General features: G+C 67.4%; 25 protein-coding genes and 1 pseudogene. 14 read left to right on the top strand and 12 right to left on the bottom strand.

The window, feature by feature from the left end; all coding sequences use genetic code 11:
- Positions 1-15: 15 nt before the first annotated feature.
- Positions 16-1,677, bottom strand: a complete 1,662-nt coding sequence (gene pgm / locus QF050_RS02625; RefSeq protein WP_308929021.1) for a phosphoglucomutase (alpha-D-glucose-1,6-bisphosphate-dependent) — start codon at positions 1,675-1,677, stop codon at positions 16-18.
- Between the two features lie 238 nt (positions 1,678-1,915).
- On the opposite strand from pgm, the gene QF050_RS02620 reads away from it, so the two are divergent.
- Complete coding sequence (locus QF050_RS02620; protein WP_308929020.1) at positions 1,916-2,836, top strand: nuclease-related domain-containing protein; 921 nt, start codon at positions 1,916-1,918, stop codon at positions 2,834-2,836.
- Here the strand turns inward: QF050_RS02620 and QF050_RS02615 are convergent.
- Positions 2,796-3,719 carry a LysR family transcriptional regulator ArgP gene (locus tag QF050_RS02615; RefSeq protein ID WP_308929019.1) on the bottom strand — a complete coding sequence of 308 codons (924 nt, stop codon included), beginning with the start codon at positions 3,717-3,719 and terminating at the stop codon, positions 2,796-2,798. The genes QF050_RS02620 and QF050_RS02615 overlap by 41 nt on opposite strands.
- 71 nt (positions 3,720-3,790) lie before the next feature.
- Here QF050_RS02615 and QF050_RS02610 point away from each other — a divergent pair, with 71 nt between their 5' ends.
- Positions 3,791-4,387, top strand: a complete 597-nt coding sequence (locus tag QF050_RS02610) for a LysE/ArgO family amino acid transporter (protein WP_308929018.1) — start codon at positions 3,791-3,793, stop codon at positions 4,385-4,387.
- A 297-nt stretch (positions 4,388-4,684) separates the two neighbouring features.
- Positions 4,685-4,915 (top strand): DUF4190 domain-containing protein, encoded by a 231-nt coding sequence (locus tag QF050_RS02605; protein ID WP_374121491.1) that lies wholly within the window; start codon positions 4,685-4,687, stop codon positions 4,913-4,915.
- A gap of 161 nt (positions 4,916-5,076) precedes the next feature.
- Here the strand turns inward: QF050_RS02605 and QF050_RS02600 are convergent, their stop codons facing one another.
- Positions 5,077-5,775, bottom strand: a complete 699-nt coding sequence (locus QF050_RS02600) for a FadR/GntR family transcriptional regulator (RefSeq protein WP_308929017.1) — start codon at positions 5,773-5,775, stop codon at positions 5,077-5,079.
- 131 nt (positions 5,776-5,906) lie between these two features.
- On the opposite strand from QF050_RS02600, the gene QF050_RS02595 reads away from it, so the two are divergent.
- From QF050_RS02595 to QF050_RS02580, 4 genes are all read left to right on the top strand, one after another.
- Positions 5,907-6,548: an SLC13 family permease gene (locus QF050_RS02595; protein ID WP_308929016.1), complete on the top strand. Its 642-nt coding sequence runs from the start codon at positions 5,907-5,909 to the stop codon at positions 6,546-6,548.
- Positions 6,508-7,275, top strand: coding sequence for an SLC13 family permease (locus QF050_RS02590; RefSeq protein ID WP_308932081.1), 768 nt, complete (start codon positions 6,508-6,510; stop codon positions 7,273-7,275). The genes QF050_RS02595 and QF050_RS02590 overlap by 41 nt, the downstream gene beginning before the upstream one ends.
- Before the next feature lie 61 nt (positions 7,276-7,336).
- On the top strand, positions 7,337-8,551 hold the full coding sequence (locus QF050_RS02585; RefSeq protein ID WP_308929015.1) for a CoA transferase: 1,215 nt from the start codon (positions 7,337-7,339) through the stop codon (positions 8,549-8,551).
- A 1-nt stretch (position 8,552) separates the two neighbouring features.
- Complete coding sequence (locus tag QF050_RS02580; protein WP_308929014.1) at positions 8,553-10,079, top strand: carboxyl transferase domain-containing protein; 1,527 nt, start codon at positions 8,553-8,555, stop codon at positions 10,077-10,079.
- 69 nt (positions 10,080-10,148) lie between these two features.
- On the opposite strand, the gene QF050_RS02575 is transcribed toward QF050_RS02580, so the two are convergent.
- The 3 genes from QF050_RS02575 to QF050_RS02565 all read right to left on the bottom strand — a co-directional run bounded on the left by QF050_RS02575 (position 10,149) and on the right by QF050_RS02565 (position 12,963).
- Positions 10,149-10,658, bottom strand: a complete 510-nt coding sequence (locus QF050_RS02575) for a lipopolysaccharide assembly protein LapA domain-containing protein (RefSeq protein WP_308929013.1) — start codon at positions 10,656-10,658, stop codon at positions 10,149-10,151.
- A gap of 533 nt (positions 10,659-11,191) precedes the next feature.
- On the bottom strand, positions 11,192-11,419 hold the full coding sequence (locus tag QF050_RS02570; RefSeq protein WP_308929012.1) for a hypothetical protein: 228 nt from the start codon (positions 11,417-11,419) through the stop codon (positions 11,192-11,194).
- 137 nt (positions 11,420-11,556) lie between these two features.
- Positions 11,557-12,963, bottom strand: coding sequence for an amidase (locus QF050_RS02565; RefSeq protein ID WP_308932080.1), 1,407 nt, complete (start codon positions 12,961-12,963; stop codon positions 11,557-11,559).
- 227 nt (positions 12,964-13,190) lie between these two features.
- Here QF050_RS02565 and QF050_RS02560 point away from each other — a divergent pair, with 227 nt between their 5' ends.
- The 3 genes from QF050_RS02560 to QF050_RS02550 all read left to right on the top strand — a co-directional run bounded on the left by QF050_RS02560 (position 13,191) and on the right by QF050_RS02550 (position 14,798).
- The gene (locus tag QF050_RS02560) at positions 13,191-13,517 is read left to right on the top strand and encodes a rhodanese-like domain-containing protein (protein WP_308932079.1); all 327 of its coding nucleotides are present in this window, start codon (positions 13,191-13,193) and stop codon (positions 13,515-13,517) included.
- Positions 13,517-14,497, top strand: a complete 981-nt coding sequence (pheA, locus tag QF050_RS02555) for a prephenate dehydratase (protein ID WP_308929011.1) — start codon at positions 13,517-13,519, stop codon at positions 14,495-14,497. The genes QF050_RS02560 and pheA overlap by 1 nt, the downstream gene beginning before the upstream one ends.
- Before the next feature lie 94 nt (positions 14,498-14,591).
- Positions 14,592-14,798: a hypothetical protein gene (locus QF050_RS02550; RefSeq protein ID WP_308929010.1), complete on the top strand. Its 207-nt coding sequence runs from the start codon at positions 14,592-14,594 to the stop codon at positions 14,796-14,798.
- A gap of 69 nt (positions 14,799-14,867) precedes the next feature.
- Here QF050_RS02550 and QF050_RS02545 read toward each other — a convergent pair whose 3' ends face one another.
- Complete coding sequence (locus QF050_RS02545) at positions 14,868-15,956, bottom strand: diacylglycerol kinase family protein (protein ID WP_308929009.1); 1,089 nt, start codon at positions 15,954-15,956, stop codon at positions 14,868-14,870.
- Between the two features lie 88 nt (positions 15,957-16,044).
- Between QF050_RS02545 and serS the strand changes: the two genes are divergently transcribed.
- Positions 16,045-17,325, top strand: a complete 1,281-nt coding sequence (gene serS / locus QF050_RS02540) for a serine--tRNA ligase (RefSeq protein WP_308929008.1) — start codon at positions 16,045-16,047, stop codon at positions 17,323-17,325.
- Between the two features lie 47 nt (positions 17,326-17,372).
- Here serS and QF050_RS02535 read toward each other — a convergent pair whose 3' ends face one another.
- Positions 17,373-18,395 carry a hypothetical protein gene (locus tag QF050_RS02535; protein ID WP_308929007.1) on the bottom strand — a complete coding sequence of 341 codons (1,023 nt, stop codon included), beginning with the start codon at positions 18,393-18,395 and terminating at the stop codon, positions 17,373-17,375.
- Between the two features lie 241 nt (positions 18,396-18,636).
- Here QF050_RS02535 and QF050_RS02530 point away from each other — a divergent pair, with 241 nt between their 5' ends.
- Both QF050_RS02530 and QF050_RS02525 read left to right on the top strand, forming a co-directional pair.
- Positions 18,637-19,521: an HAD family hydrolase gene (locus QF050_RS02530; protein ID WP_308929006.1), complete on the top strand. Its 885-nt coding sequence runs from the start codon at positions 18,637-18,639 to the stop codon at positions 19,519-19,521.
- A 59-nt stretch (positions 19,522-19,580) separates the two neighbouring features.
- The gene (locus tag QF050_RS02525; RefSeq protein WP_308929005.1) at positions 19,581-20,165 is read left to right on the top strand and encodes a histidine phosphatase family protein; all 585 of its coding nucleotides are present in this window, start codon (positions 19,581-19,583) and stop codon (positions 20,163-20,165) included.
- Between the two features lie 97 nt (positions 20,166-20,262).
- Here QF050_RS02525 and QF050_RS02520 read toward each other — a convergent pair whose 3' ends face one another.
- On the bottom strand, positions 20,263-20,862 hold the full coding sequence (locus tag QF050_RS02520) for a hypothetical protein (protein ID WP_308929004.1): 600 nt from the start codon (positions 20,860-20,862) through the stop codon (positions 20,263-20,265).
- Positions 20,863-21,029: 167 nt separating this feature from the next.
- Here QF050_RS02520 and QF050_RS02515 point away from each other — a divergent pair, with 167 nt between their 5' ends.
- Positions 21,030-23,516 (top strand): phosphoketolase family protein, encoded by a 2,487-nt coding sequence (locus QF050_RS02515; RefSeq protein ID WP_308929003.1) that lies wholly within the window; start codon positions 21,030-21,032, stop codon positions 23,514-23,516.
- A gap of 3 nt (positions 23,517-23,519) precedes the next feature.
- Here the strand turns inward: QF050_RS02515 and QF050_RS02510 are convergent, their stop codons facing one another.
- The 3 genes and pseudogenes from QF050_RS02510 to QF050_RS02500 all read right to left on the bottom strand — a co-directional run bounded on the left by QF050_RS02510 (position 23,520) and on the right by QF050_RS02500 (position 26,269).
- The gene (locus QF050_RS02510; RefSeq protein WP_308929002.1) at positions 23,520-24,287 is read right to left on the bottom strand and encodes a DUF429 domain-containing protein; all 768 of its coding nucleotides are present in this window, start codon (positions 24,285-24,287) and stop codon (positions 23,520-23,522) included.
- Positions 24,288-24,293: 6 nt separating this feature from the next.
- A pseudogene (locus QF050_RS02505) lies at positions 24,294-25,662 on the bottom strand (carboxylesterase family protein).
- Positions 25,663-25,780: 118 nt separating this feature from the next.
- Positions 25,781-26,269, bottom strand: coding sequence for an inorganic diphosphatase (locus QF050_RS02500; RefSeq protein ID WP_308929001.1), 489 nt, complete (start codon positions 26,267-26,269; stop codon positions 25,781-25,783).
- Positions 26,270-26,391 lie beyond the last annotated feature (122 nt).

Here is a 26,391-nt window from a genome sequence, read left to right as displayed (position 1 = left end):
TCACAAGGCGTCCGGTCAGGCGATGACGCTGTCCACCAGCGCCTTGGCCTCGGCCTGGACCTGCTTGAGGTGTTCGGCGCCCTTGAAGGACTCGGCGTAGATCTTGTACACATCCTCGGTGCCGGACGGGCGGGCGGCGAACCAGGCGTTCTCCGTGACTACTTTCAGGCCGCCGATGGCAGCGCCGTTGCCGGGCGCCTCGGTGAGCTTGGCGGTGATCGCCTCGCCTGCCAGTTCGGTGGCCGTGACGTCGGCGGCGGAGAGCTTGCCGAGCTTCGACTTCTGCTCACGCGTGGCGGCGGCGTCAATGCGGGCGTAGACGGGGGCGCCGAACTGGTCAGTCAGCCCCTTGTACAGCTGTGAAGGGGACTTGCCGGTCACTGCGGTGATCTCGGAAGCCAGCAGTGCCAGCAGGATGCCGTCCTTGTCGGTGGTCCACACGCTGCCGTCCAGCTTGTTGAAGGATGCGCCGGCGGATTCCTCGCCACCGAACGCGCCCTCGCCGGAGAGCAGGCCGGGGACGAACCACTTGAAGCCCACGGGAACCTCCACCAGCTTGCGGCCCAGGCTTTCGGCCACCCGGTCGATGATCGAGGAGGACACCAGCGTCTTGCCCACCACGGATTCGGGGTTCCAGCCGCTGCGGTTGCGGTAGAGGTAGTCGATGGCGACGGCGAGGTAGTGGTTCGGGTTCATCAGGCCGCCATCGGGGGTCACGATCCCGTGGCGGTCGGCGTCGGCGTCATTGCCGGTGGCAACATCGAACGGTACCGAGCCGTCAGCGCCCACGGACATCCGGTTGATCAAGGACGCCATGGCCGACGGCGAGGAGCAGTCCATCCGGATCTTCTCGTCCCAGTCCAGGGTCATGAACGCCCACTGCGGATCCACGGTGGGGTTCACCACGGTGAGGTTCAGGTGGTGGCGTTCGGCGATCTCGCCCCAGTAGTCCACCGACGCGCCGCCCATGGGGTCGGCGCCGATCCGGACCCCGGCGTCACGGACGGCGTCCAGGTTCAGGACGGACGGAAGGTCGTCCACATAGCTGCTCAGGAAATCGAACTTGCCCGTGGTGTCCGCGGCCTGCGCGTCCGCCAGCGGGATCCGCTTCACACCGCGCAGGCCGTTCTCCAGGAGTTCGTTGGCGCGATTGGCGATCCAGCCGGTGGCGTCCGAGTCTGCGGGTCCACCGTGCGGGGGGTTGTACTTGAAGCCGCCATCGGCCGGCGGGTTGTGGCTGGGGGTGACAACGATCCCGTCAGCCTGCGGGGCTCCCGGCGCAGCCTTCCGGTTGTAGGTGAGGATGGCGTGGCTCAGGGCCGGGGTGGGGGTGTAGCCGTGCCGGGCGTCAACCAGGACCTGGACGCCGTTGGCTGCGAGCACCTCCAGGGCGGAGTTCTGTGCCGGTTCGCTCAAGGCATGGGTGTCCTTGGCCAGGAACAGCGGGCCGGTGACGCCCTGCGCCGCCCGGTATTCCACGATCGCCTGGGTGATGGCCACGATGTGCGGCTCGTTGAAGGATGCCTTGAGGCTGGAACCCCGGTGCCCGGACGTGCCGAACACCACGCGCTGGCCCGGATCACCCAGGTCCGGCGCGATGTCGTAATACGCGTCAAGGAGCGCAGTGATGTCAACAAGGTCCTGGGGTTGGGCAACTGTACCCGCGCGGCTAGCCATGGGACCAGCATGCCAGAACCTGGCGGGAGTCAAAACGGCGCGCCCAAGATCCGGACGCTGTGACACGCAATGACGTCATCAACCAAGTAGCCCACCTGAGTACAGGGCCCCGAAAGTACCTATATACCGGCCCTTCAGCGCCCTGCTATTTTCAAAAAAATCCAGACGCACAAAACAGAGCAACGGACGACGGCGGTACCCGCCGATCGTCCCGTCCGGCAAGGAAGCGGGGACTCCAATGGGGGCAGGAGACGGGGCAGCCGAGCAGTCCAGGCTCGCTGCCGAGCGCGTTGCCAGGCTGAAGCGCCAGCTGGATGAAGCCGAATGTTCCACGAAGGCTTGGGACGCCGGAGCCCTGGGGGAACGGGTGGTGGCGGACAAGCTCAGCGAACTGGTCCCGCGTGGCTGGTACGTGCTGCATGACGTCCACTGGCCTGGCCGGCCCAAGGCAAATCTTGACCATGTCCTGGTGGGCCCCGGCGGGGTGGTGGTGGTTGATTCGAAAAACTGGACCGGAGAGGTGCGTGTGGTCTCCGGCGTCCTCTGGCAGGGCCGCTACGCGCGGACCCAGGCTGTGGAGGGAGCGCTGGCCCAGTGCGCCGCCGTCGCTTCGGTCCTGGCCCCGCAGCACCGCCGCCTGGTGCGTCCGCTCATCTGCATGGCGGCGCAGCCGGACCTCTTCGGGGTGACCGCCGCGGATGTTGCCGTGGCGGGTTCCCACCGGGTGGTGCGGGCCATTGAGGCGCTTCCGCCGGTGCTGGACCCGCAGGCAGTGGTGGGTTTGTACGAACAACTGGGCCAGCAGCTCACCCATGAACAAGAGCCCGGCATCACGGCCCTGCGCAACGTCCGCCCCGGCACTGTGGTGCGCCCTGCGGGGGCGCTGCCGCCTGGCGGCCCCGCGGCGTCGGGTGCGGTGGAGGGGCGCCCCCCCGTTGACGGCAAGGGCCGCAGCGGGAGCATGTCCCGGCATCCGGCCGGCCGCGCAGTGCACGCCGGCGGATCCCAGGCAGGAGCGCCGGCAGGCGTCCCGGCAGGAACGGGCCGGCGGGGCCGGAACGCCAAAGCGCACCACGGCGGTACCAGCGGGGGCAAGCTCGCGCTGCTGGCGGCCTTCGTCATTTTTGCCGTTTATATCCTGCCCTACTTGGCCCGCTGACACGCGGCCCACCGCCGGGGCGCAGCCGGTCTTTGGCTGCGGTCCGGACCGCACGGGTGATCCGGTTGAGCCCGTCCGAATCGAGTGTCCAGGCCTGCCAGTAGAGAGCCACATCCTGGTAGTCGCCGTCCAGCCGGACCAGGGTGCCGTCCGAAAGCCCATCCGCGAGCTGGAGCTCGGGGATCATGCCCCAGCCCAGGCCGGCCTTGACCGCCGCGAAGAACCCCTCCGACGACGGCACGGTGTGCGTGGGGGGAGGCTGCCTGATGCCCTTGACCGCCAGCAGCTGCTCCTGGAGGTTGTCCTTTGCGTTGAACTTCAGGACGGGCATGGCTGCCCAGTCTACGCCGCCGGCCGCTGCAAACCGGCGCCGCAGTCCGGCGCTGGCCACCGGGATGTAGCGCATGGAGCCCAGCATTTCTGCCCGGCATCCGCTGACGGGCACAGGATCAGAGGTCACGGCGCCCATCACCTCTCCTTCGCGGAGCAGCTGGCTGCTGTAGCCCTGGTCTTCAACACGCAGATCCAGGACGGCGTCCTCCCAGCCGGCGGCCTGGTGGAGGATGGGCACGAACCAGGTGGCCAGCGAATCGGCGTTGATGGCCACCGGAAGGTGGGCGCGGGCGGGGGACCCCGCGCCGAGCGCTGATGACGTCTCCGCTTCGAGCACCTGCACCTGCCGGGCCATGCGCAGCAGCAGCGCACCGGCGTCCGTGGTGGTGCACGGCAGCCGGCGGCGGACCAGGACCTGGCCCACGGAACCCTCCAGTGCCTTGATCCGTTGGCTGACGGCCGACGGCGTGATCCGAAGGAGATCGGCCGCCGCCTCAAACGTCCCTTCGTCTATTACCGCAATGAGGGCCTTGAGATGCTCCAGGTTCATGAAGAGATTCTAATGTGTGCTTAGAATCATTTGTTTGCCTACATATCCGGCAGGACCCTACATTCTTAAGAATGTGGACCTCGTGGATAACCGGAATGCTGACCGGGCTGGCACTCATAGTGGCGATCGGCGCCCAAAACGCCTTCGTGCTGCGCCAGGGGATCCGCCGCGAACACATCGGCGTGGTGGTGGCGGTATGCATGGCCGGGGATGCCCTGCTGATTGTGGGCGGTACCTCCGGAATCGGGGCAGTGGTGACCCGTTTCCCCGAGGCGCTGGAAGTCTTGCGCTGGGCCGGAGCCGCCTATCTGTTGTGGTTCGCGGTGCGGTCCTTCATGGCGGCCGCAAACCCGTCCGCGCTGGCGGAGCAGGCGCCCCGGTCCAAGCATTCGGTGCTCGCCACCGCTGCCGCCCTGACCTTCCTGAACCCGCATGTCTACCTGGACACCGTGGTGCTGCTGGGGAGCCTTGCCAACCAGCAGGGCCCTGACCTGCGCTGGACCTTTGCTGCAGGCGCCGTGGCCGGAAGCGTCCTCTGGTTCTCGGTGTTGGGGTACGGGGCGCGGGCGCTGGCGGGCGTGCTGCACAGCCCGCGCACCTGGCGCTGGATCGATGCGGGCATCGGTGTTTTGATGATGGTCCTGGCCGTCCGCCTGGTCCTGCACTGAAGTAGGCTGGAGCCAGATTCGCAGGGGAGAAACCATGACTGACCAGCGCCGTCCCAGGGGCCTGACTACCAGCGTCCCGACCACCAGGGCAACGATGCGCCGTGGCCCGCCTACCAGCCGCCGGCCCAGTACGGCCAGACGCAGTATGGACAAGGCCAATACGGAAAGGCGCAGTACGGCCAGAACCAATACGGCCAGTCGCAGTACAGCCAGCCCCAGTACGGCCAAGGGCAGTACTGGGGCCAGCCGGCCTATTACGGCAGGCCGGCCGAGCCAAAGACCCTGAGCATAGCCAGCATGGTCTGCGGCATCGCGTCGGTGATCATGGGCTGGCTGATCCTTCCCCAGCTGGCAGCCATCATTACCGGCCACCTCGCCCTCAGGCGCGAACCGTCCGGCAAGGGGATGTCCATCTCCGGCCTGGTGCTGGGCTACCTGTGCCTGCTGGGGTACGGCGCCATCTGGCTGCTGCTCATCATCGGCCTCACCGTCGCCAGCACCACCGGTGCGAATTCGGGGACTTTCTAGCTCTCCGCCGGGTGCTGCCCCGATGCCTGCCGGCACGTTCCGGCAGCTGGGCCCGCGCCGTCGTCGTAAGAGTCCCCTCCTGATGGACTATTCCCCCGCGCATTACAGGGGGACTGATCCGTGCGGCGGGGAGTTCTGGCTGAGAACCCGGCCGGCTGCCGCTAGCGGAGCAGTTCCACGTCGGAGACGAGCTCGATATGCGCCAGCATGGCCTCCGCCGCTGCCGCCGGGTCCTGCGCGCGGATGGCATCGGCGATCCCGCGGTGCGAGGCCAAGGACTGTTCCGGACGGCCGGGCTGGCCCAGGGATTCCACCCGGGTTTCCAGGATCATCTCGGCGATGAAGGCCATTAGCTGCGCCAGGACCGATGAGTGCGCCGCCGCGGTGATGGCCTGGTGGAAGAGCTCATCGCCGTGGGTGCCGCGGTCGCCGTCGTTGATCTCCCGGGCCATGACGTCCAAGGCCTTCTCAATGGCGGCAAGGTCGTCCGCCGTCCGGCGTTCTGCGGCTAGTGCGGCAAGCTTCCCTTCCAGCGTGCTGCGGGCTTCCACGATTTCCGGCAGCCGGCTTTGGTGCTCGCGCAGGCCCTTGATGACGGATGCCACGCTGGGGCGCCGTGCCAGGACCGCGCCGGTGCCGTGCTGCACGTCGATGACGCCCAGTACTTCAAGGGCCACCAGGGCCTGGGCGAGTGTGGCCCGGGAGACTCCCAGGCGCTCGGCAAGGTCGCGCTCGGCCGGCAACAGGTCCCCTGGGCGGAGCTGGGCCGATTCGATGTAGGCAAGGATCTGCTCCACCAGCTGCTCATAGAGCCGGGGACGCGAGACCCGTTCCAGGCCTGCCCGTGCCGTCTTTTCCACAGTTCCTCCCGAGGTTCTCGGACCAGAATACCCCCTTCATCTATTGACAGATAGACTCACTGTCTAAGAGGCTAGTCCAGTGAGCCAGTAACTCACGTCACATTCTTTCTTTCCCCAACGGAGGACCAACGATGTCCGCTCCTGTCCTATCGATCATCATCCTGGCGGCGATGTTCCTGCTCGCCACCGTCCTGCCCCTCAACATGGGTGCCCTCGCCTTCGTAGGCGCCTTCCTTCTTGGCTCCGTCGTGCTGGGCATGTCCACGAACGACATCCTTGCCAACTTCCCCGGCGGCCTCTTCCTGACAATCGTCGGCGTCACCTACCTGTTCGCCATAGCGCAAAACAACGGCACCATCGACCTGCTGGTCCGCGGCGCCGTCAAGCTGGTGGGCAACCGCGTGGCCCTCATCCCGTGGGTCATGTTCGCCATCACCGCCGTCATCACGGCCGTGGGCGCGCTGTCTCCCGCCGCCGTCGCCATCATTGCCCCCATCGCCCTGAGCTTCGCCGGGAAATACAAGATCAGCCCGCTGCTGATGGGCATGATGGTGATCCATGGGGCGCAGGCGGGCGGCTTCTCGCCCATTGCCGTCTACGGCGTCACCGTCAACGGCATCCTGGCCAAGACGGACCTTGCCTTCAGCCCCACCGCGCTGTTTCCTGTCGAGCTTCATCTTCAACCTGGTCATCGCGCTGGTGCTCTTCGTGGTCCTGGGTGGCAGGAACCTCATGTCCTCCAAGGTGGGGCAGTTCGTGGAGCAGGCAGCTGAAGCACGGATGGCCGTCAGCGTCGGTGCCAAAGCCGGGACTGACGTCCCCTTCAAGGGCTTCGGCTCCGGAATGTACGGTCCCCGGGACCCCGCAGGCGACGGCACTGCAGCCACCAAGGAGCGCAAAGAGCGGATTCCGCAGCTGGTCACCATTGCAGGCCTGATCGTGCTGGCCGTCGTGGCCCTTGGCTTCAAGATGGACGTCGGCTTCGTGTCCATCACCATCGCCATCGTGCTGGCCCTGGTTTCCCCCGCAGCCCAGAAGGGCGCCATCAACAAGATCAGCTGGTCCACCGTGCTGCTGATCTGCGGCATGCTGACGTTCGTCGGGGTGCTGGAGGAAGCCGGCACCATCAAGTTCGTTTCCAGCGGCGTTGCCGGCATGGGAATGCCCCTGCTGGCAGCCCTCATCATCTGCTTCATCGGCGCCATCGTGTCCGCCTTCGCCTCCTCCACCGCCATCCTGGCCGCGCTCATCCCGCTGGCCGTGCCCTTCCTCTCCACCGGTGAGATTGGCGCCGTCGGCGTCATCTGCGCACTCGCGGTCTCCGCCACGATCGTGGACGTCTCCCCGTTCTCCACCAACGGCGCCCTGGTCCTGGCCAATGCCCCCGAGGGCGTGGACAAGGACCGGTTCTACAAGAAGATCCTCGGCTACAGCGGCATCGTGATCGTGGGCGGACCCATCCTGGCCTGGCTGGCTCTGGTGGTCCCCGGCTGGCTCTAGCCGGCGCAGCCACGCCGCCGGCACTGCACGCCGCCCGTACCTGAGAAAGGAAACCAAGCACATGAGCACAGCCGAAAATTCCCGAGGCCCACTGGCCGGGCACACCGTCGTCGACCTGAGCCGCGCACTGGCGGGGCCGCACGCCGGCATGATGCTGGCCGACCTTGGCGCCCGCGTGATCAAGGTGGAGAACCCGGGCACCGGGGATGACACCCGTGGCTGGGGGCCGCCGTTCGTGGGCCCGGAAGATGACCTGCAGTCCACGTACTTCATGTCCTGCAACCGCAACAAGGAATCCATCTGCCTGGACCTGAAGAGCCCGGACGGGCAGGGGGTGCTGCGCGGGCTGCTGGAACGAGCCGATGTGGTGATCGAGAACTTCCGTCCCGGCGTGATGGACCGGCTGGGCTTCTCCACGGCCGCCATCCATGAGCTCAACCCGCGCCTGGTGATCCTGTCCATCACGGGCTTCGGCCATGACGGGCCCGAATCCCGGCGCAGCGGCTACGACCAAATCCTGCAGGGCGAGGCCGGACTCATGTCCCTCACCGGCTCAGGGCCGGACGACCCCCAGCGCGTCGGCGTCCCCATCGCCGACCTGCTCTCCGGCATGAACGGGGCGTTCGGCGTGCTGGCTGCGCTGGTGGAACGGAACCGCACCGGCCGCGGCCAGGTGGTGCGCACCTCCCTGCTGGCGTCACTGATCGGCGTCCACGCCTTCCAGGGCACCCGGACCACAGTCGCCGGCGAGGTTCCGCAGGCCCAGGGCAACCACCACCCGTCCATCGCCCCCTACGGGCTGTTCACCTGCCAGGACGGGAGCGTGCAGATCAGCGTCGGCAGCGAGAAGCTCTGGGCTTCCTTCGCCGCTGCGTTCGGCCTGGACCCGGCGGCGCCAGGGTTTGGCAGCAACGCTGAAAGGGTGCGGAACCGCGGCGCGGTGATTGCCGCCGTCGAACGCGCGTTCGCCGGTTATGGCGCGGCGGAACTGCTGGAGAAGCTGAACGACGCCGGGATCCCGGCAGGGAAGGTGCGCTCGCTGGACGAGGTGTACGCGTGGGAACAGGTGGCTTCCCAGGGGCTCGTGGTGGATGTGGAGCATCCGCTGCTCGGAACGGTCAGCCTGCCCGGGCCGCCGCTGCGGTTCTTCGCGCAGGGTGACACCGGCGAAACCACCCTCACCGACCACGACGCACCCCCGCTGCTGGACGCGGACGGGCCGGCAATCCGGGAGTGGCTCGGGGTGCCGGTTCCGGCGGCGGCCGGGGTGAACTAGCGTGCCAACCACCGAAAAAGTGCGGCATCTGCGCGCCGCCGAACTGATCGACGCCGTGGTGGACCAGGATTCGTTTGTCTCCTGGGATACGCCGCCGCACCAGCCGGCCCTGTCCGAAGAATACGCCCGTGACCTGGCCAAAGCCCGCGAACGCAGCGGCGCCGACGAATCAGTGCTCACCGGCACCGGGCTCATCCGCGGCCGCCGCGTGGCGCTGATCGTCAGCGAGTTTTCCTTCCTGGCCGGCTCCATCGGCCATGCTGCGGCGCAGCGGATCGTTGCCGCCATCGAACGGGCCACTGTGGAAGGCCTGCCGCTGCTGGCGGGCCCCGCCTCCGGGGGAACCCGGATGCAGGAAGGGACGCCGGCCTTCCTGTCCATGGTGAAAATCACCGGAGCCGTCCGGGCGCACCGTCAGGCCGGCCTGCCCTACCTGGTCTACCTCCGGCACCCCACCACCGGCGGCGTGATGGCGTCCTGGGGATCCCTGGGCCATATCAATGTTGCGGAACCGGGCGCCCTCCTGGGATTCCTGGGCCCCCGGGTGTTCGAGGCCCTGTACGGGGAATCCTTCCCGGACAACGTGCAGGTGGCGGAGAACCTCTTCAACAAGGGCCTGATCGACGGCGTCGTCAAGCCCGGGGATCTCGCCGAACTGGTGTCCAGGGCGCTGGATATCCTGGCTCCACGCCGGGAAGCTGCCTCTGAGACGGTCACCCGGCCCGCCGCGCCAGCCACCCTTGCTGTCCGGCCGGCCCCTGTTGATGCCTGGACGTCGATCGAAATTTCGCGGCGCCCGCGGCGCCCTGACCTCCGCCAGCTCCTGAAGTTCGGCGCCAGCGACGCCCTGCCTCTGAACGGCACGGGGCAGGGGGAAAAGGACCCCGGGCTGCTGCTGGCGCTGGCAAGGTTCGGCAGCCGTTCCTGCATTGTGCTGGGGCACGCCCGCCCGGCGCGCAAGGACGCCGCCGGAATGGGGCCGGGCTCATTGCGGGAAGCGCGCCGCGGCATGAAGCTGGCCGAAGAACTGCGGCTGCCCCTGCTCACGGTCATCGACACCGCGGGCGCCGCGCTGTCGCAGGAGGCGGAGGAGGGCGGCCTCGCCGGCGAGATCGCACGCTCCCTGTACGAATTGATCGGCCTGGAATCGCCGTCGGTCTCCGTGCTGCTTGGCCAGGGCGCCGGGGGAGGGGCGCTGGCGCTGCTGCCCGCGGACAGGACCATCGCCGCGCAGCACAGCTGGCTGTCACCGCTTCCGCCCGAGGGGGCCAGTGCCATTGTGCACCGCACCACGGCCTTTGCGCCCGGAATGGCGCAGGCACAGGGCGTGAACGTGGCCGCGCTGTATGCGAACGGACTGGTGGACCACATCGTTGACGAGCGCGACGACGCTTCCCTGGAACCGCGCGAATTCTGTGCCCGGATGGCCCGTGCCATTGAGTACGAACTCGCGGCGGTTGCCGACATTCCCGTGGCAGGGCTGGTGGGGGCACGGTTCCGGAAGTACCGGAACCTCGGCGGCAGCTGACGCACCGCGTGGTTCAGGAGTCGCCGGTGTCTCCGCTCCGGCGACTCCGGCGACTCCCGGCCGCTTCGCCTAGCGCCGCTGCCGGACCTTGGCCCGGTGGGCGTTGGCTCGCAGTTGCAGAATGCGTGCCCCGCCTGCCACGGCCACCAGCACCCCGCCGGTGACGGCGGCGATGAACAGGGCCATGCCCAGCGGGACGGAACCCTCAAAACCCAGGAACTTCACCATGGCTTGTTCCTGGTTCTGCAGGATGAAGATGATCAGCAGGATCAGCAGGATCAGGGAGGCGACGACGCCGGCCCAGATGACGCCGGCGCGGGTGACTTTGCGTTCGGGAGTGCCGCCGGCCGTTGTCGGGGTTCCGGTGGCAGGTGCTCCCCGCGTTGCCGGGGTTCCCGTCGTCGCAGCGGTTCCCGAGGCATCCGGTGCGTAGGATGGCGCGGCGGACGGCGCGGCGGATGGGGCGGCGCCATAGGTTGCCGCCCGGTTTCCGGCGGGCAGGTCCGCGTTCGACGTCGTTGTGCTGACGTCCGGATCCGGCTGGCTGTTCGGTCCTGGCGTGTACTGTCCTTCGCTCATGCCCGTTCCTTTCGCAGAATGCTAAGCATGCTTATGGTGCAACCATAGACGCCCGCGTTGCCGCAGCACAACGAGCACAACGCGCGTGGTGCGGCGGCCAGCGGGCTGTAGCGCCGGCAAGGCCGCACAGGGACGGAATCCTGCGGGAGAGGCCATGGGAGCCCATGTGGCGGAGGGGCCCCGTTCGGAACCCCTCCATCGGCTCTTGTCCGGCTCATTGCCGGCCGGACATCAGACCCTCTCCTTGCTCCGTTCGCCGGCGGGCGCTCCCGGCGCAGGTGTCCTGCGCCAGTTCGGGAAAGCCCAGAAGGTGAATTCCGGTGCCTTGGCCGGTTTCTCCGGAGTTTCGTGAGTCTCAGGCCGCTCTTCAGGCTGGCGCTTTGTTTCTTTCCTGGCGCCCCACCCGAAGTCCTTGCTGGATGAATAGCACATCACAGACCTCCTCATGGTGACTGCCCTTTAATCGTCCTCCACATCGGCGGTGGAGTCGATAGCCCGCGCTTGTCAGCGGCAATGGGCAGGCGTCACAACAATCAGGGGCCGCCGGCCACAACGTCCTGCGCCTCCTGCGGGCGGTGGAACTCACAGGGGCCGCCGTGGCGCAGCGGAAGGAGGCAGGTCCGCCCTGTGGGCAGGTGCACCAGCGCGCAACGGCCGGTCATCGCCAGATCCTCCCTGACGTTGGAGTTGCTCAGATCCGGCCGCCCGTCGTTTGCGGTTTCGGTGCGGCCGGCGCCGGTGACGTCCTGTTCAGCATTCATGGTGGTGCAACTCCTCATCGGGCGGAAAGCGTATGGAGGGTGCGAAAGGGTGGTTTTTCCAGTCTGCGCCGCAGGGGTTACCGGCGGGTTAAGCGGGCGTTAGGTTCAGGTCAACAACAGCACACCGCCACGGTGCCCTAGAAGCCCAGTTGATGCGCCACCTGCAGGAGGAGGGCCTCCGAGCCCATGGGACCGACCAGCTGGATGCCCATCGGAAGTCCGCTTCCGGTGGCTCCGCCGGTCCAGTGAACAGGAATCGTGATTGCCGGCAGCCCGCACACATTCACCATCGAGGACCACGGCGCATATTCGCACTGCTTCCGGTAGTCGCCGTCGGCATCTCCTGGCCACTGCGCGGCCGGCCAGCGCTCGCCGCCGTGGCCCGTCCCGGTGAACCAGCCCACCGGCCGGGGCGTCTGCGCCAGGGCGGGCATCAACATCACGTCCCACTGTCCGTACTGCGCAACGGTGTCGTGCTGGAACTGCCGCAGGAACGCCAGGGCCTCGGCAAGCTTCGCAGGGCTGCGCTGCTGGGCACGCCGCCGGAAAGTCCGGGTCAACGGCGCCAGCTGTGCTTCGCGCGAGGGGCTGATCCGTGCCGCACCAATTCCCGCCGTCCAGGCCGTCGTGAAGGCGGCGGGGTAGCGGTTGTCGTAACGCACGGCTGCTTCGGCCAGGTTATGGCCGGCATGCTCCAAGAGCCTTTCGCCGGCACGGAGGGCGTCGAGTGCTTCCTGTTCGACGCTGAACGGGAACGTGCCGGACCACGGGCTCTCCAGCGTGACGCCGATCCGCAGCCGCGGCGGCTCCTGGCCAATGCCTTCGAGATACCGGTGGCCCGGGGCCAAGGCGTCCATCATGAGTGCGGCGTCCTTGGCGTTCCGGGCAAGGGGGCCGGGAACCACCAGCCGGGCGGGGTCGCCGCCGCTTTCCCCGGCAGCCGGCAGCCCGCGGCCTGGTTTGAGTCCCACCAGGCCGCAGGCGGCCGCCGGAATCCGGACCGAGCCGCCGCCGTCGGTCCCAGGGGCGAAGGGCAGGAGCCCCGCGGCGACGGCGGCCGCGCTGCCGCCGGAGGAACCGCCCGAACTCCTGCTGGGTGCGTGCGGATTGCGCGACGGCGGCGCGATGCGGTTTTCGCTGTAGGCCGTCAGTCCGAACTCGGGCACTTGGGTCTTGCCCAGCGAAATTACGCCGGCCTCCTTCAGGAGCGCCACCAGGGGAGCGTCCGCGGGGGCGGGTTTATGCTCGACGGCGGCACTTCCGTGTGTGGTGACCACGCCGGCCACGTCGGTGAGGTCCTTGAAGCCCAGCGGCATGCCGTGCAGCGGCGGCAGGTCTTCGGCGTCGGCTTGGGAGTGCAGGCCATCAGCCGCCCGGGCCCGGTCCATGGCCTGGTCCGCGGTGACGGTGATGAAGGCTCCCAGCAGCGGGTTCTGCTGCCCGATGCGCGCCAGGAAATGCGCGGTGGCGTCAGCAGCGGACACCGTCCCGTCGCGCAGGAGGTTCCGCAGGTCCAGTGCCGTCAGCTCGTGGAGTTCAGCCAAGGACCCGGACTTCCGGTCGTGCGGCCGTGTCTCGGCCGGCATTCCCGCCGGCATTCCCGCCGAGGTCCCGGCCAGGGCACGACGGTGGCGACGCAGGAAGCGCGGACTGCTGACAGGGCATGGAAACCTCCTCGGGAGCCACCAGCCTAACCTGCAGGTTTCGCGCATCGTTCTGTGCGGAAGGACTAGGCTTAAACGTGACTCTGATCCACCACGACAGGACTCCGATGAGCGATTTCGATTCCGTGCCCGTCCATGACATCCCCGCTGACGCCGTAATCCTGGACGTCCGGGAGGACTACGAATGGGTCGCCGGGCATGCCGACGGCGCCCTCCACATTCCCATGGACCAAATCCCGGCCCGGCTGGGCGAACTCGATCCGGACGAGGACGTTTACGTCATTTGCCGGACCGGCGGCCGGTCATTCCGCGTGGCCCAGTGGCTCACGGGCCAGGGTTACACCGCCATCAACGTCGCCGGCGGGATGGACCAGTGGCTGGAATCGGGCAAACCCCTGGTCTCGGACAACGGACTGAAGCCGCTGGTGCTTTAGTGCCTGGCAGTTCACCCACCTACGCCTTCCTGGGGCCCGAAGGCACGTTCACCGAGGCTGCCCTGTTGCAGGTCCCGGGCGCGCTGCAGGCAGTCCGGGTGCCGGCGTCGAACGTCAATGCTGCCCTGGACCAAGTGCGCGGCGGATCCGCCGACGCCGCCATGGTTCCCATCGAAAACTCGGTGGAAGGCGGCGTCACCGCCACGCTCGATGCGATCGCCACGGGCCAGGAACTGCGCATCATCCGCGAGGTCCTGGTCCCCATCAGTTTCGTCCTGGTCGCCCGGCCCGGCATGCGCATGGAAGACCTGCGGCGGGTGTCCACCCACGGCCACGCATGGGCCCAGTGCCGTCTGTGGATGGATAAGAACATGCCAGGCGCGGAATACGTTCCGGGTTCATCAACCGCTGCCGCGGCGATGGGACTGCTGGAGGAGGACTGCCATTACGACGCCGCCATTTGTGCGCCGCTCGTAGCGCGCGAACATCCTGGCCTGGCGGTCATGGCGGAGGACATCGGTGACAACCAGGGCGCCGTCACGCGCTTCATCCTCGTCAGTCGGCCGGGCGTCCTGCCGGCACGCACCGGCGCGGACAAAACCACCCTCGTCGTCCCACTGCCGGAGGACCGTCCCGGCGCGCTGATGGAGATCCTGGACCAGTTCGCCAGCCGCGGCGTCAACCTCAGCCGGATCGAATCCCGTCCCACCGGGCAGTACCTGGGACATTACTTCTTCAGCATCGACGCTGATGGCCACGCCGGGGAGGCACGCGTTGCGGATGCCCTGGCCGGGCTGCACCGTATCAGCCCCGGGACCCGCTTCCTGGGCTCGTATGCCAGGGCGGACAAGCAAACCACCGCGGTGCCGGCGCATACCTCCGATGCCGCGTTCACGGCTGCCCGCGAGTGGGTCGGATCCATACTTGGTACGGCATCCACCGCAGGTGAAAGCGGTTCCGGGTCTTCGCCCACAGCGTAGGTAAATGCCTCCCGGAGTACTTCCGCGGGGTGTGGACAATGCGTATGCTTGCTTGATCCACACGGGGTATGGCCCCTGACGAAGGGAGCGGGTCATGACCAGCACCACTGACAACGACGGCCAGGGGATGATCGTCAACCCCAAGCCTGCCGCAGACAACCAGGACTGGGACGGCGATGATGCTGACCGTGCGGACCGCCTGCGTTTCGAAGAGGAACAGGCAATGATCCGTGAACAGTCCGAAGCCCGTGCCGCTGCCAAAGCAGCCGCTGAGGCAGAGAAGAAGGACGCCGGCGCCTGACCCGCGGCGGTTCAGCGGCCAACTTACGCCTGGTGGTGCTTTCCCTTGGCCCCAGATGCTCCGCCCCGGTTAGAAGCGGGGTTTCGCCTGCCCGGCGCCGCTCTGTGCCTGGCCCTTGACCCTCACCAGGAGTGACCTCGGTTCAACCTGGACGGTGAGCTGCGTTGCTTCCCCCGACGTGTCGCCATCGAGTTGGGTGGGCATCGGCTCAGGGCATTTGATGACCACTTTAACCGACCGGTAGACGGTCATGATCGGCAGTTTTCCGCTGTGCTTGAACATGATCTTCATGTACATCAGCAGCCAGCCCAGGGCGCTGCGGGGACTCATCACCACAACGTCGAGCATGCCGTCATCGATCATGGCCTGCGGAATGAAATCGATGCCGCCGGGCACCAGGCCGCAGTTGGCAAAAAGTACGCTGCGGATCTTCCGGACCTGCTCCGGGTTTGCGTCCAGCGAAATCGACACCTTCTTCCGACGGCCCGGCAGGTGGCGTACGCCCGCCTCGGTGTAGGCGAGCCAGCCCACCGCCTTCTTCAGCCCGGCATTGGTGTCCGCCAGGACCTCGGCGTCCATGCCAATCCCGGCAATGACCAGGAAGACGTGCTCGGAGTAGTGGCCGGTGCGGGAATTTTCAATCGCCATCCGGGCGGTATCAATGTAGCGCTGCCGGCCGAACAGTGCGGTCTGTACATTCCCGTGGAGGTCGTTCACGTCCAGGTCCACATTCCGGGCCAGCAGGTTGCCGGTTCCCAGCGGGATCAGGCCCATGGCAACGTCGGTGTGCGCCAGCGCCTCGGCCACCACACGGACCGTGCCGTCCCCGCCGCCCACCAGGACGACGTCGGGCTTGCCGGCGAGGACCGCCTGCATCTGGGAGAAGCCGGGGTCATCCGCGGTCGTCTCGAAAAAGGCCGGTTCCTCCCATCCCGCCGACAGGCAGGCACGCTGGATGGTTGCCTTGGCTTCCTCTGCCCGTGCCTTGATCGGATTCAGGACAACGGCCACCCGCTGCTGCGCCAGGCCGGAGTCGTAGGCTTCGCCCGCCACCGCGCTGCGCACGTGCAGGGCCTTGAGGCGCCGGACCCCCCACCAGCTGGAGGTGGCGAAGGCAAGGGCCACCGCAATCAGCAGGTAGAGAATCCAGTCGCTCATGGTGGTTCCACAGTAGCCCGGCGCGCGGCGGCCCGGCGCACGGGGCCGGCCGCCCGCCGTCGTGCGCGGTATTGGATACCCTTGTCTGGTGATCGACGTAAAAGACCTCAGCGAAAACCCGGACAAGTTCCGTGCCAGCCAGCGCGCCCGCGGCGCGGACGAATCAGTGGTGGACGCGATCATTTCCGCGGATGCCGCCCGACGCGCAGCCCTGATCCGCTTCGAAAACCTGCGCGCCGAGCAGAACGCCTTCGGCAAGAAGGTGGCGCAGGCCAAGGGTGAGGAGAAGCAGGCGCTGCTCGCCGAGGTTAAGGAACTTGCCAACTCCGTCAAAGCAGCCTCCGCTGAGGCCGACGCCGCGCAGACCAAGCAGGAAGAGCTGCTGCGCACCGTCCCCAACCTGGTGGAGGACGGCGTTCCCGAGGGCGGCGAGGACGACTACGTGGTGGTCAAGACCGTTGGTACCCCGCGCGAGTTCCCCGACTTTGAGCCCAAAGACCACCTGGAGATCGGCGAGCTGATCGGCGCGATCGACATGGAACGCGGCGCCAAGGTCTCCGGCGCCCGCTTCTACTTCCTCCGCGGCGTGGGCGCCCGGCTGGAAATGGCACTCCTCCAGATGGCCATGGACCAGGCTATCCAGGCCGGTTTCATCCCGATGATCACCCCCACGCTGGTACGCCCCGAAACCATGCAGGGCACCGGCTTCGACGTGAAGCACGACGCCGAGATCTACCGCCTGGCCGAAGACGACCTTTACCTGGTGGGCACCTCCGAGGTGGCCCTGGCCGGCTACCACGCCGACGAGATCCTGGACCTTTCCGCAGGGCCCATCCGCTACGCCGGCCAAAGCTCGTGCTACCGCCGCGAAGCCGGCTCGCACGGCAAGGACACCCGCGGCATCATCCGCGTGCACCAGTTCAACAAGGTGGAGATGTTCATCTACACCACTGTCGAAGAGGCCGCCGCCGAACACCAGCGCCTGCTTGCCTGGGAAGAAGAGATGCTGGCCAAGTGCGAGCTGCCCTACCGCGTCATCGACACCGCGGCGGGCGACCTGGGAAACTCCGCCGCCCGCAAGTACGACTGCGAAGCGTGGGTCCCCACCCAGGGCGCCTACCGTGAGCTGACCTCCACCTCCAACTGCACCACGTTCCAGGCGCGCCGCCTCAACATCCGTGAGCGCGCGGTCAACGCCGAAGGCGTGGCCAAGGGCACCCGCGCGGTGGCCACCCTGAACGGCACGCTGGCCACCACCCGCTGGATCGTGGCGCTGCTGGAGCACCACCAGAACGCGGACGGTTCGGTCAACGTGCCCAAGGCGCTGCAGAAGTACCTGGGCGGCCTCGAGGTGCTGCCGGTCCTGTAGGTTCTCCTCGCCGCCGCAACTCCCCGCCCGGTGGACAACTCCTCCCGTCATGCACGGGGGTCCTGTCCACGGGGCGGGGTTTTCTGCGGCCGGATGCCCGCGGCGATGAGCCTCTGCCGCAAGGCGTCGGGATTGGACAAGGTCTTCCAGTCCCACCTGACCACCTTGTAGCCCAGGGCCCGCAACCGGTCTTCGCGCTTCTTTTCGGCCAGGATGGCTTCCTGGATGCTCACTCCGGCCAGCAGGGCTTCGTCGAGATACTTTGCGTCGCCGTCGAACTCTCCGATCACCTGGGCTTCCGGCCAGAAGAAATCGGTCCGCGCGATGAAGCCTTCCCGGTCATGGAACACATGCTGAAGGACCGGAGCGGGCAGCCCCAGGACGTGGATAAATGCCCGGCTGCGGGATTCCCCTACGGACTCTGACGCCTCATCGGCCAGAGCCAGCACTTCCTGGATCCGGCGTCGTTTGGCAGCCGAGGCAAGGCCGTCTGCCCTCTCGATCAGCTGTTGGCGCGTCAGCCCTGCACCGGGATTCCGTCCCGGGCCAAGTACAGCATCCGCCACGGCCACTGCATCGGGAAGTTCGAGCCGGACCAGGCAGTCCATCACCGTCTGCGGCAGGGTGGTGACAGCGAACCCCTGGCGCTGCACGGTTTCGGCCGGCCAGAAATGGCGGCTGAGTCCGTAGCCGCGGAGGTGCTCGATTCCCGTCTTCCCGGTCTTGGCATCGCATGCTGCGGCGGTGGTCGGCGATGCTTTTCCAGCCTTGTGCGGGGAGCGCGTGATGACGTGGATGTGGCTTGGAACCCCGGGACAGGGAAGGTTCCAAATCCACAATGCGGTCAGATAGCAGAAGGTCACGGACGGATCGACGGCTGCCACTGCCGCCACGGTGGTCCTGTACCGCTGCCACGGCTTGAGGGAAAGCCATGCTGCCTTGCCGAAATAGACGCCGGCCCGGACCCTGACCAGCGTGCCGTTCCTGTAGCCCCGGCTGAGCGGGCGGCTGCTGCCGGTCAGGGCCCGGCGACGGCTGGCCAGAACCAGAACAGCTTCATCGGATTTCATGACTCCATGCTGGGCGGAACGCACGCCCACTGGGTGGGCCAAGTCTGCCCATGTGGAAAACAGTCCGTAATTCCCCGCACTGCGGTCAAGTCCCCGGGTAACGCGGCGGGGAGTAGTCCGCGGCAAGGGGAGTGGCGCCGCAGCCCCCTCCCAGGCGCGGAAACCCGCAGTTAATCAACAGTTCAGTAAAGCTGTGTCCTGCGTCCTAGCGTCTGTCGGTTAGGTCTGTTTCACTGTTTCAATGACAACGCTGACTGAAACCTCAGTCGCCGGCAACGATGACCGGCGAGAGAACAACCGAAACAACACCAACAATTACGGCTTCGCGGGGATCGACCAAAAGCTGATGGTCGCCCTGGACGTGGACGGCACACTGGTGGACCACGACGGCCACATGACGCCGGGCGTGCGGGATGCTGCGCAGGCGGTGGTTGCTGCCGGGCACGAGGTGATGATCGCCACCGGCCGTTCCTTGAACGCCACCCTCCCCGTCATCGAAAAGATCGGAATTGAGCGCGGCTACGCCGTCTGCTGCAATGGCGGCGTTACCCTCCGGCTCCACCCGGAGCTGGCCAACGGCTACGAGGTCATCCACAAGGCCACCTTCGACCCCGGACCGGCCCTGCGTGCGCTCCGCGAACGGCTTCCGTCCGCCAAGTATGCGCTGGAGGACGCCGACGGCAACTTCCTCTCCACGGAGCGGTTCCAGGACGCCAGTTTCGGCGTCGAGGCCGTAGGCGTCGACTTCCACACCATGCTGGAGGCCACCGCAGTGCGCGTGGTGGTGTTCAGCACAGAAAACACGCCCGAGGAATTCAACGAAGCCATCGAACATGTGGGGCTGGCCGGGGTGACCTACTCGGTGGGCTGGACCGCGTGGCTGGATATCGCAGCGGCAGGGGTGACCAAGGCCAGCGCCCTGGAGAACCTTCGGCTCCGGCTCGGCATTGAGCAGCACCGCACTGTTGCCGTTGGCGATGGCCGGAACGATATTGAGATGCTCAGCTGGGCCGGCCGCGGAGTCGCCATGGGGCAAGCCCCGGAGGAAGTGATTGCTGCAGCCGATGAGGTCACCTACTCGGTGTTCGACGACGGCGCGGCGCACGTACTGCGCAGCCTCCTCTAAGCTGCCACCGCCGCCGCCCGGATTCCGGGCAGCGCCTGAGGCCAAGGCAGAATAGAGTCATGACCCTTACGACGTTCGCCCTCGTCCGCCATGGCCAGACCGACTGGAATGCCGAGCGCCGGCTGCAGGGTGCCACGGACATCCCCTTGAACGACGTCGGACGCGTCCAGGCGCGTGATGCCGTCGCCGTCCTGGCCCCTTACGAATGGGACGCCATCGTCTCCTCGCCGCTGAGCCGGGCCGCCGAGACCGCCGACCTGATCGCCGATGGGCTGGGGCTCACGGTGTCCAGGCGCATCCCCGAACTGACCGAGCGCAGCTTCGGACCGGCTGAAGGAATGCAGGCCGGCCCGGAATTGGAGGCGCTGCGGGTGCCCGGCGGGTTCAAAGGGGCGGAGAGCGAAGCCGAGGCCGCCGGCCGCGGGCTTGCCGCACTTGAGGCCCTGGCGGAGGAGTTCCGCGGCCAGCGGGTGCTGGTGGTGGCGCACGGCACCCTGCTGCGGGTCAGCCTCAGCCGCGCGATCGGCCAGACCCTGGCCAGTGTGGACAACGCCGCCCTGAACCTGGCGCACCACCACGCTGTGGACGGCTGGAAGCTGGAGTATTTCAACGGTGAACCCGTGATGGCAGCCGCCGGCGCCTGACCCGGCGCAGCTCAAACCGGCCTGACCCAACGCAGCTCAAACCGGCCTGACCCGGCGCAGCTCCAGCCCTCGCTAACCCAGGGCAGCGAGTCCCTTGCTACCTCGCTTCGAGGATGAGTGCCAGCAGCCTCGCCGCGGCCGGCCGGGCTGAATGTTCCTCGTTCCACTGCGCCCGGGAAACTGCCTTGCTGACCGCTTGGGTGGTGATGCCCAGTTCCTGCGCCACCGCCTTTTGCTGGCCGCGGACGCCAGGGGTCAGCAGGTCCAGCACCCGCCACTCGGCGCCGGACCGGTCCCGGACAATGTGCCCGAGCAGCCGCAGCACGGCCTCCGCATCATGGGCGACATCGGCCAGCGGCCCCTCCACCGCAACCGGAACCCGCTCCTTGCTGTTGCGGAGCCGGTCCACGGCCCTGCGCGCGTACACCAGGCCGTGGCCGGTGGCGTCCTTGATCTGGTTGGGCAGCGGCTCGTCCACCGTTCCGGCGCCGATCCCCACGTACCAGGATCCGCTGCGCAACGCGATCAGCGCGGCTTCCACGGCCTGGTGCGGGCAGTCCACCACGCCCTGCACCTCATCCTCGACGGACCGGTCAAAATCCAGGCGCGCAGGGATGTGTCGCAGCGCCTTGAGCAGCTGCGGCACCTGGTCGCCGTCGCGCCGGCTGTCAGTCTGGTTGATTGTCAGCGTGAACATTCTGGGTACACACTACCCGGAAGTAGATATGACGAAACCGCCGAGGTTACCGGTGGCCAGGCCCTTTCAACGGGAAGGCACGACGACGGGTCTTGCCCGCTTGCCCCTTCATCTGTTGCCATGGGGGAACGGCCGCCCGCAGCGGCTCCCCCGACGTGAGGATGGTTATGGCCGGCAGTGCTGGACAGAATGAACGGCGGCAGGACGACAAGCGGCAGGACGGAATCAGGCAGGACGGTACGAGGCAGGATACAACGCGGCCGGAAACATCGCGGCAGGGCGCAGCGTCGGAGGAAGAGCTGGCCTTGGTGGACCGCTGGTGGCGCGCAGCCAACTATCTCTCGGTGGGCCAGATCTACCTGCGCTCCAACCCGTTGCTGCGGGAGCCGCTGCAGGCAGAGGACACCAAGGCCCGGCTGCTGGGGCACTGGGGCACCACCCCAGGGCTCAACTTCGTGTACGCCCACCTGAATCGCGTGATCCGGCGCGACTCCCTGGAGATGCTCTTTGTTGCCGGGCCAGGCCATGGCGGACCCGCCGTCGTCGCCAACGCCTGGCTGGAGGGGACGTACTCGGAAATCTATGGGCACGTGGGCAACGACGAGGCCGGCCTGGCCGAGTTGTTCCGGCAGTTCTCCTACCCCGGCGGCATCCCCAGCCACGCCGCCCCGGAAACCCCAGGCTCCATCAGCGAAGGCGGGGAACTTGGCTACGCGCTGGCCCACGCGTACGGGTCGGTGTTCGACAACCCGCAGCTGGTGACCGCCGTCGTGATCGGCGACGGCGAGGCCGAGACCGGGCCGCTGGCCGCCAGCTGGCACTCCCACAACTTCCTGGACCCTGCAGCGGACGGTGCCGTGCTGCCCATCCTGCACCTGAACGGCTACAAGATCGCCAACCCCACCATCCTGGCCCGGATGCCGCAGGACCAGCTGGAGCAGCTGCTGCGCGGATACGGCCACGAGCCGTACTTCGTGACGGTGACGGACCCGGACAACATTGAACAGGCACACCAGGATTTCGCCGCGGTCCTGGACCGGTGCCTGGCGGATATCAACGCCATCCAGGACGCCCACCGGCAAGACCCAGGCGGCAGGGAAGCAGGGGAGGGCGGCCACCGCTGGCCCATGATCGTCCTGCGCTCGCCGAAGGGCTGGACCGGTCCGCGCATGGTGGACGGGCTGCAGGTGGAAGGTACCTGGCGGGCCCACCAGGTACCCCTGTCCGAGGTCCGCACCAACGGCGAGCACCTGAAGCAGCTGGAAGAGTGGTTGCAGTCCTACCGGCCGGAGGAATTGTTCGACGGCGACGGCCGGCTCCGGCCCGACATTACGGAGGGCGCCCCTACCGGCGAATTCCGGATGAGTGCCACGCCGCATGCCAACGGCGGACTGCTCAGGCGGGCGCTGAAGCTGCCCGCCTACCGGGACCACGCAGTGGAGGTACCCCACCCCGGCACCGAACGGGTGAGCCCCATGGTCACGCTGGGCTCCTGGATGCGGGACGTCATCGCGCAGAACATGGACAACTTCCGGCTGTTCGGGCCGGACGAGACAGCCTCCAACCGGTTGCAGAACGTCTACGAGGTCACCGACAAGGTGTGGCAGTACAGGATTGACGACGTCGACGAGCACCTTGCGCGCTCCGGCCGGGTCCTGGAGGTGCTGAGCGAGCATCTGTGCCAAGGGTGGCTGGAAGGCTATCTCCTCACCGGCCGGCACGGGGTCTTCAACTGCTACGAGGCCTTCGTCCACATTGTCGATTCCATGTTCAACCAGCACGCCAAATGGCTGAAAGTGTCGCGCGGACTGCCCTGGCGCCAGCCGGTTGCGTCCCTGAACTACCTGCTGTCCTCGCACGTCTGGCAGCAGGACCACAATGGCTTCTCGCACCAGGACCCGGGCTTCATCGACCACGCGGTGAACAAGAAGGCAGAGGTCATCCGGGTGTACCTGCCGCCGGACACCAACACCCTGCTGTCCGTCATGGAGCACTGCCTGGCCTCCACGGACTACGTCAACATCGTGGTCAGCGGCAAGCAGCCCTCGCCAACTTGGCTCGGGCCGGCCGACGCCGCGAACCATTGCCGGCGCGGCCTGGGAATCTGGACATTCGCGGGGTCCGAAGTTTCAGGCGAGGAGCCCGACGTCGTCCTGGCCTGCGCCGGTGACGTCCCCACGGTGGAGACGGTGGCCGCCGCCGAACTGCTCCGGGACGGCGCGCCCCGGCTCAAAGTACGGGTGGTCAACGTTGTGGACCTGATGCGGCTGCAGGATGACAGCGAGCACCCGCACGGCCTCCCGGCCCACGACTTCGACGGGATCTTCACCCCGGACAAGCCCATCATTTTCGCGTACCACGGCTATCCGGCGCTGATCCACCGGCTTGCGTACCGGCGCACCAACCAGCAGGGCCTGCACGTCCACGGTTACAAGGAAGAGGGAACCACAACCACGCCGTTCGACATGGCCATGATGAACGGGATCGACCGCTTCACCCTCGCCATCGACGCGATCGACCGCGTGCCCGGCATGGCCGGAAAGCACGCACTGCTGCGCCAGGACCTGCAGGACCGCCGCAACCGGGCGCGTGAGCATACCCGCACGCATGGCGAGGACCCGGAGGAGATCCGGAACTGGAAGCTCGGCGGCTGAGTCCTAGCCGGGAAGTTCGTCCAGGCGGCAGTCCGGCAGGTGGATCCAGCCTTCGCTGCGCGCGGCCTCCGCGTGGGCACTGTCCGGCAGGAGCGTACGACGCCGGGCTGCGGCGCGGGCGGTCAGTGACGCGATGACGGCGTCGAACAGGTCGTCCGAGGCCGCCAGGCTGTCGCGGTGCCCGGCCAGGTCCAGCCATGGCGCCTGTTCTTCGAGAGCCGCCAGCAGGAGGGCAAGGCGTTCGGCTTCCGGGATGCCGCGACCCTTGTAGCCGCGCCCGTTCAGGCCCCAGATCTTCAGAGACGCAGCCGGATACACCTCGGCCAGGCGGCCGGAGCCATCCCTCGGTTGCGGGCCGTGGAGCTGTGCGATCTTCGCCTGGATGACCGCACATCGCATGGCAGGGTGTGCCAGCCGGTCCGCGGAGACGCTGAGCGGGATCAAGCCTGTCTGTGCCGTGCAGAACCGGTCCGTGTCCCGGTAGGCGAGCAGCCTGCGGCCGGCGATTCCGTCGTGATCCAGCACCGGTGCCGGAACGTTGTTCAGGTGGCCGGTGAGGAACGGCACCAGGGCGTCGGGCCAGCCCACGGGGCAGTCGACGCCGGTCATGTCGCAGCTGCCGAACAGCTCCACGATGTGCTGGTCGTCCACGTCCAGGGCAAGGTGCGTGAGCCGGGCGGCGGCGCTGCCCGTGGTATCCGCGCCCCAATCGATGACAGCGACGGCGGTCTTTTTGGTGGCCGCCGCCAGGTCCACGCCGAGGGTCTTCATGCCGGCTTAGACGCGCCTGTAGTGCAGCGCCCGGTCAACGGCTCCCGCATCGCCCAAGTCATCGCCCCGCGCAAAGCCGGCCCACAATGCCCGCACCGCCCGGCCGGTCATGTCCACGTCCTCCCAGCGGGCACCGGCAATGAGGCCCACGCCGTCCCAGGTTTTCCGGTTGCCGAGCAGCAGGGGCAGGTCGATGGTGTGGGCGGCGCCGAAGATATTGCCGGGGGCGTGCCAGTCCATGACGTACCGGTGGGCCCGGCCGCCCGCCTTCGCGTGCCGGCGGGCAAAGCGGCGGGTGGCCCGGCCGTAGACAGTTTCGGTGACCACCCAGTCGATGGCGCGGACGGCGGCAGCGCCCACCAGCGGAACCGTGGCCAAACGCATGAGACGCGGGCTGCGGGGGAGGAACAGCCGGGCTTCCTCCGAGGTATGCCCGATCAGAACGTCGATCGCCGGCGCGGACCGATCCCAGGCAGCCTCGATGGCATCTTCCTCCGGGAGCGGCTCGTGGCCGTACTGCGTTCCAAACGGCATGGCCGCCAGCATCCCGAACTTCCGCGCCACCTGGGCTACATGGGCCTCGCGTTCCACAACCTCCATGGCCGGGGTTTCCCCGGTCACCGTATCGGCGGCGATTCCCATGGCGTGGTTCATTTTGGCTCGCCCCCGGGCAATGCCCAGCGGTGCGCTCTGGATAATGGCGCGCTGGAAGAGAGCTGGGGCCTCCGGCGTCGCCATGAGGTGGGCGATCGCGTCGCCGCCGGCGGACTGGCCGAAGGCTGTGACCCGGCCCGGGTCCCCGCCGAAGGCCGCGATGTTCCGCTGCACCCAGCGGAAGGCCTCAAGCTGGTCCAGGAGCCCCAGGTTTCCGGGCCTCCCGGCCGGTGTCGCCAGGAACCCGAACAGTCCCAGGCGGTAGGTCACGGACACCACCACCACGCGGTTTTCGGCCACCAGCCTGGCCGGATCGAAGATGGCCAGGTCGCCGGACCCGGTGGTGTAGGAACCCCCGTGGATCCACACCATGACGGGCAGCTGTTCTTCCGGCTGGAGGTCGCCGGGCATGGTGATCGAGAGGTTCTGGCAGTCCTCGCTGCCGGGAAGCTCCCCGTATGTGGTGCCCAGGACGTCGTCGAGGAATGGGACCGGGGCCTTGCGGGCAGGCCGGTGCCAAGGCCGTGGCGGAGAATCCGGAGGTCCAGTCCGGGACGGCAGCCGGCGGCTGGAAGCGGCGCGCCTTGGCGTAGGGGATGCCGGTGGCGCGGACGACGTCGCCGTCCCGCCAGCCGGTGACGGGACCGCAGGGCGGACTGAACGACAATGTGGGGTTAAGCGTCGGCTCGGTAGGCACAGGTCCACGATTCCACAGATTCATGGTGGCCGGAGAACAGAAATCCCCGCCTGCCGGACAATTCCCCCTCGCATGCGGAGGGGACTTGTCCAGAAGACGGGGATTAGTGGCGAGAGCCGCGCCAACGCGGCCCCAGGGGGAACTAGTGTGCAGTGGGCACGTAGCGCTTGATGGAAGCTTCCAGTTCGGCTTCGGCGGCGGCGCGGTCGCCCCAGCCCTCGGCCTTGACCCACTTGCCGGGCTCCAGGTCCTTGTAGCGGGTGAAGAAGTGCTCGATTTCCTTGATCAGGAACTCGTTGACGTCGCTGACTTCCTGGATGTGGTCAAAGCGGGCATCCACCGGAACGCAGAGGATCTTGGCGTCTCCGCCGCCGTCGTCGGTCATGTTGAAGACGCCGATGGGGCGGGATTCGACGATGACGCCCGGGTGCAGGTCGAAGTCCTGCAGGAGCACCAGTGCGTCCAGCGGGTCGCCGTCCTCGCCGAGGGTGTTCTCGAAGTACCCGTAGTGCGTGGGGTACTGCATGGAGGTGAACAGGACGCGGTCCAGGCGGACGCGGCCGGTCTCGTGGTCAACTTCGTATTTGACGCGTGATCCCCTGGGGATCTCGATGGTCACGTCGTGCTTCATGGAATGCTCCTCGGCAATTACAGGGGGTGCGCGGCACACTTGACGGCCCACAAAAGCGAGTGTCGGTACCGCCGACTATTATTGAGGATATAGCGAGAGGCCCTGGAATCAGGAACTTGTGG

Source organism: Arthrobacter sp. SLBN-112, assembly GCF_030944625.1.
Lineage (GTDB): Bacteria > Actinomycetota > Actinomycetes > Actinomycetales > Micrococcaceae > Arthrobacter.
Note: the sequence above shows the minus strand (reverse complement) of the source record. Positions and strands in the feature narration are given on the sequence as shown.

What these genes read in the sequence shown, in the direction of transcription:
- pgm (WP_308929021.1), bottom strand. Translation starts at nt 1,677, where the DNA reads ATGGCTAGCCGCGCGGGTACAGTTGCCCAACCCCAGGACCTTGTTGAC.
- QF050_RS02620 (WP_308929020.1), top strand. Translation starts at nt 1,916, where the DNA reads ATGGGGGCAGGAGACGGGGCAGCCGAGCAGTCCAGGCTCGCTGCCGAG.
- QF050_RS02615 (WP_308929019.1), bottom strand. Translation starts at nt 3,719, where the DNA reads ATGAACCTGGAGCATCTCAAGGCCCTCATTGCGGTAATAGACGAAGGG.
- QF050_RS02610 (WP_308929018.1), top strand. Translation starts at nt 3,791, where the DNA reads ATGTGGACCTCGTGGATAACCGGAATGCTGACCGGGCTGGCACTCATA.
- QF050_RS02605 (WP_374121491.1), top strand. Translation starts at nt 4,685, where the DNA reads ATGGTCTGCGGCATCGCGTCGGTGATCATGGGCTGGCTGATCCTTCCC.
- QF050_RS02595 (WP_308929016.1), top strand. Translation starts at nt 5,907, where the DNA reads ATGTCCGCTCCTGTCCTATCGATCATCATCCTGGCGGCGATGTTCCTG.
- QF050_RS02590 (WP_308932081.1), top strand. Translation starts at nt 6,508, where the DNA reads ATGTCCTCCAAGGTGGGGCAGTTCGTGGAGCAGGCAGCTGAAGCACGG.
- QF050_RS02585 (WP_308929015.1), top strand. Translation starts at nt 7,337, where the DNA reads ATGAGCACAGCCGAAAATTCCCGAGGCCCACTGGCCGGGCACACCGTC.
- QF050_RS02575 (WP_308929013.1), bottom strand. Translation starts at nt 10,658, where the DNA reads ATGAGCGAAGGACAGTACACGCCAGGACCGAACAGCCAGCCGGATCCG.
- QF050_RS02570 (WP_308929012.1), bottom strand. Translation starts at nt 11,419, where the DNA reads ATGAATGCTGAACAGGACGTCACCGGCGCCGGCCGCACCGAAACCGCA.
- QF050_RS02560 (WP_308932079.1), top strand. Translation starts at nt 13,191, where the DNA reads ATGAGCGATTTCGATTCCGTGCCCGTCCATGACATCCCCGCTGACGCC.
- QF050_RS02550 (WP_308929010.1), top strand. Translation starts at nt 14,592, where the DNA reads ATGACCAGCACCACTGACAACGACGGCCAGGGGATGATCGTCAACCCC.
- QF050_RS02545 (WP_308929009.1), bottom strand. Translation starts at nt 15,956, where the DNA reads ATGAGCGACTGGATTCTCTACCTGCTGATTGCGGTGGCCCTTGCCTTC.
- QF050_RS02535 (WP_308929007.1), bottom strand. Translation starts at nt 18,395, where the DNA reads ATGAAATCCGATGAAGCTGTTCTGGTTCTGGCCAGCCGTCGCCGGGCC.
- QF050_RS02530 (WP_308929006.1), top strand. Translation starts at nt 18,637, where the DNA reads ATGACAACGCTGACTGAAACCTCAGTCGCCGGCAACGATGACCGGCGA.
- QF050_RS02525 (WP_308929005.1), top strand. Translation starts at nt 19,581, where the DNA reads ATGACCCTTACGACGTTCGCCCTCGTCCGCCATGGCCAGACCGACTGG.
- QF050_RS02520 (WP_308929004.1), bottom strand. Translation starts at nt 20,862, where the DNA reads ATGTTCACGCTGACAATCAACCAGACTGACAGCCGGCGCGACGGCGAC.
- QF050_RS02515 (WP_308929003.1), top strand. Translation starts at nt 21,030, where the DNA reads ATGGCCGGCAGTGCTGGACAGAATGAACGGCGGCAGGACGACAAGCGG.
- QF050_RS02510 (WP_308929002.1), bottom strand. Translation starts at nt 24,287, where the DNA reads ATGAAGACCCTCGGCGTGGACCTGGCGGCGGCCACCAAAAAGACCGCC.
- QF050_RS02500 (WP_308929001.1), bottom strand. Translation starts at nt 26,269, where the DNA reads ATGAAGCACGACGTGACCATCGAGATCCCCAGGGGATCACGCGTCAAA.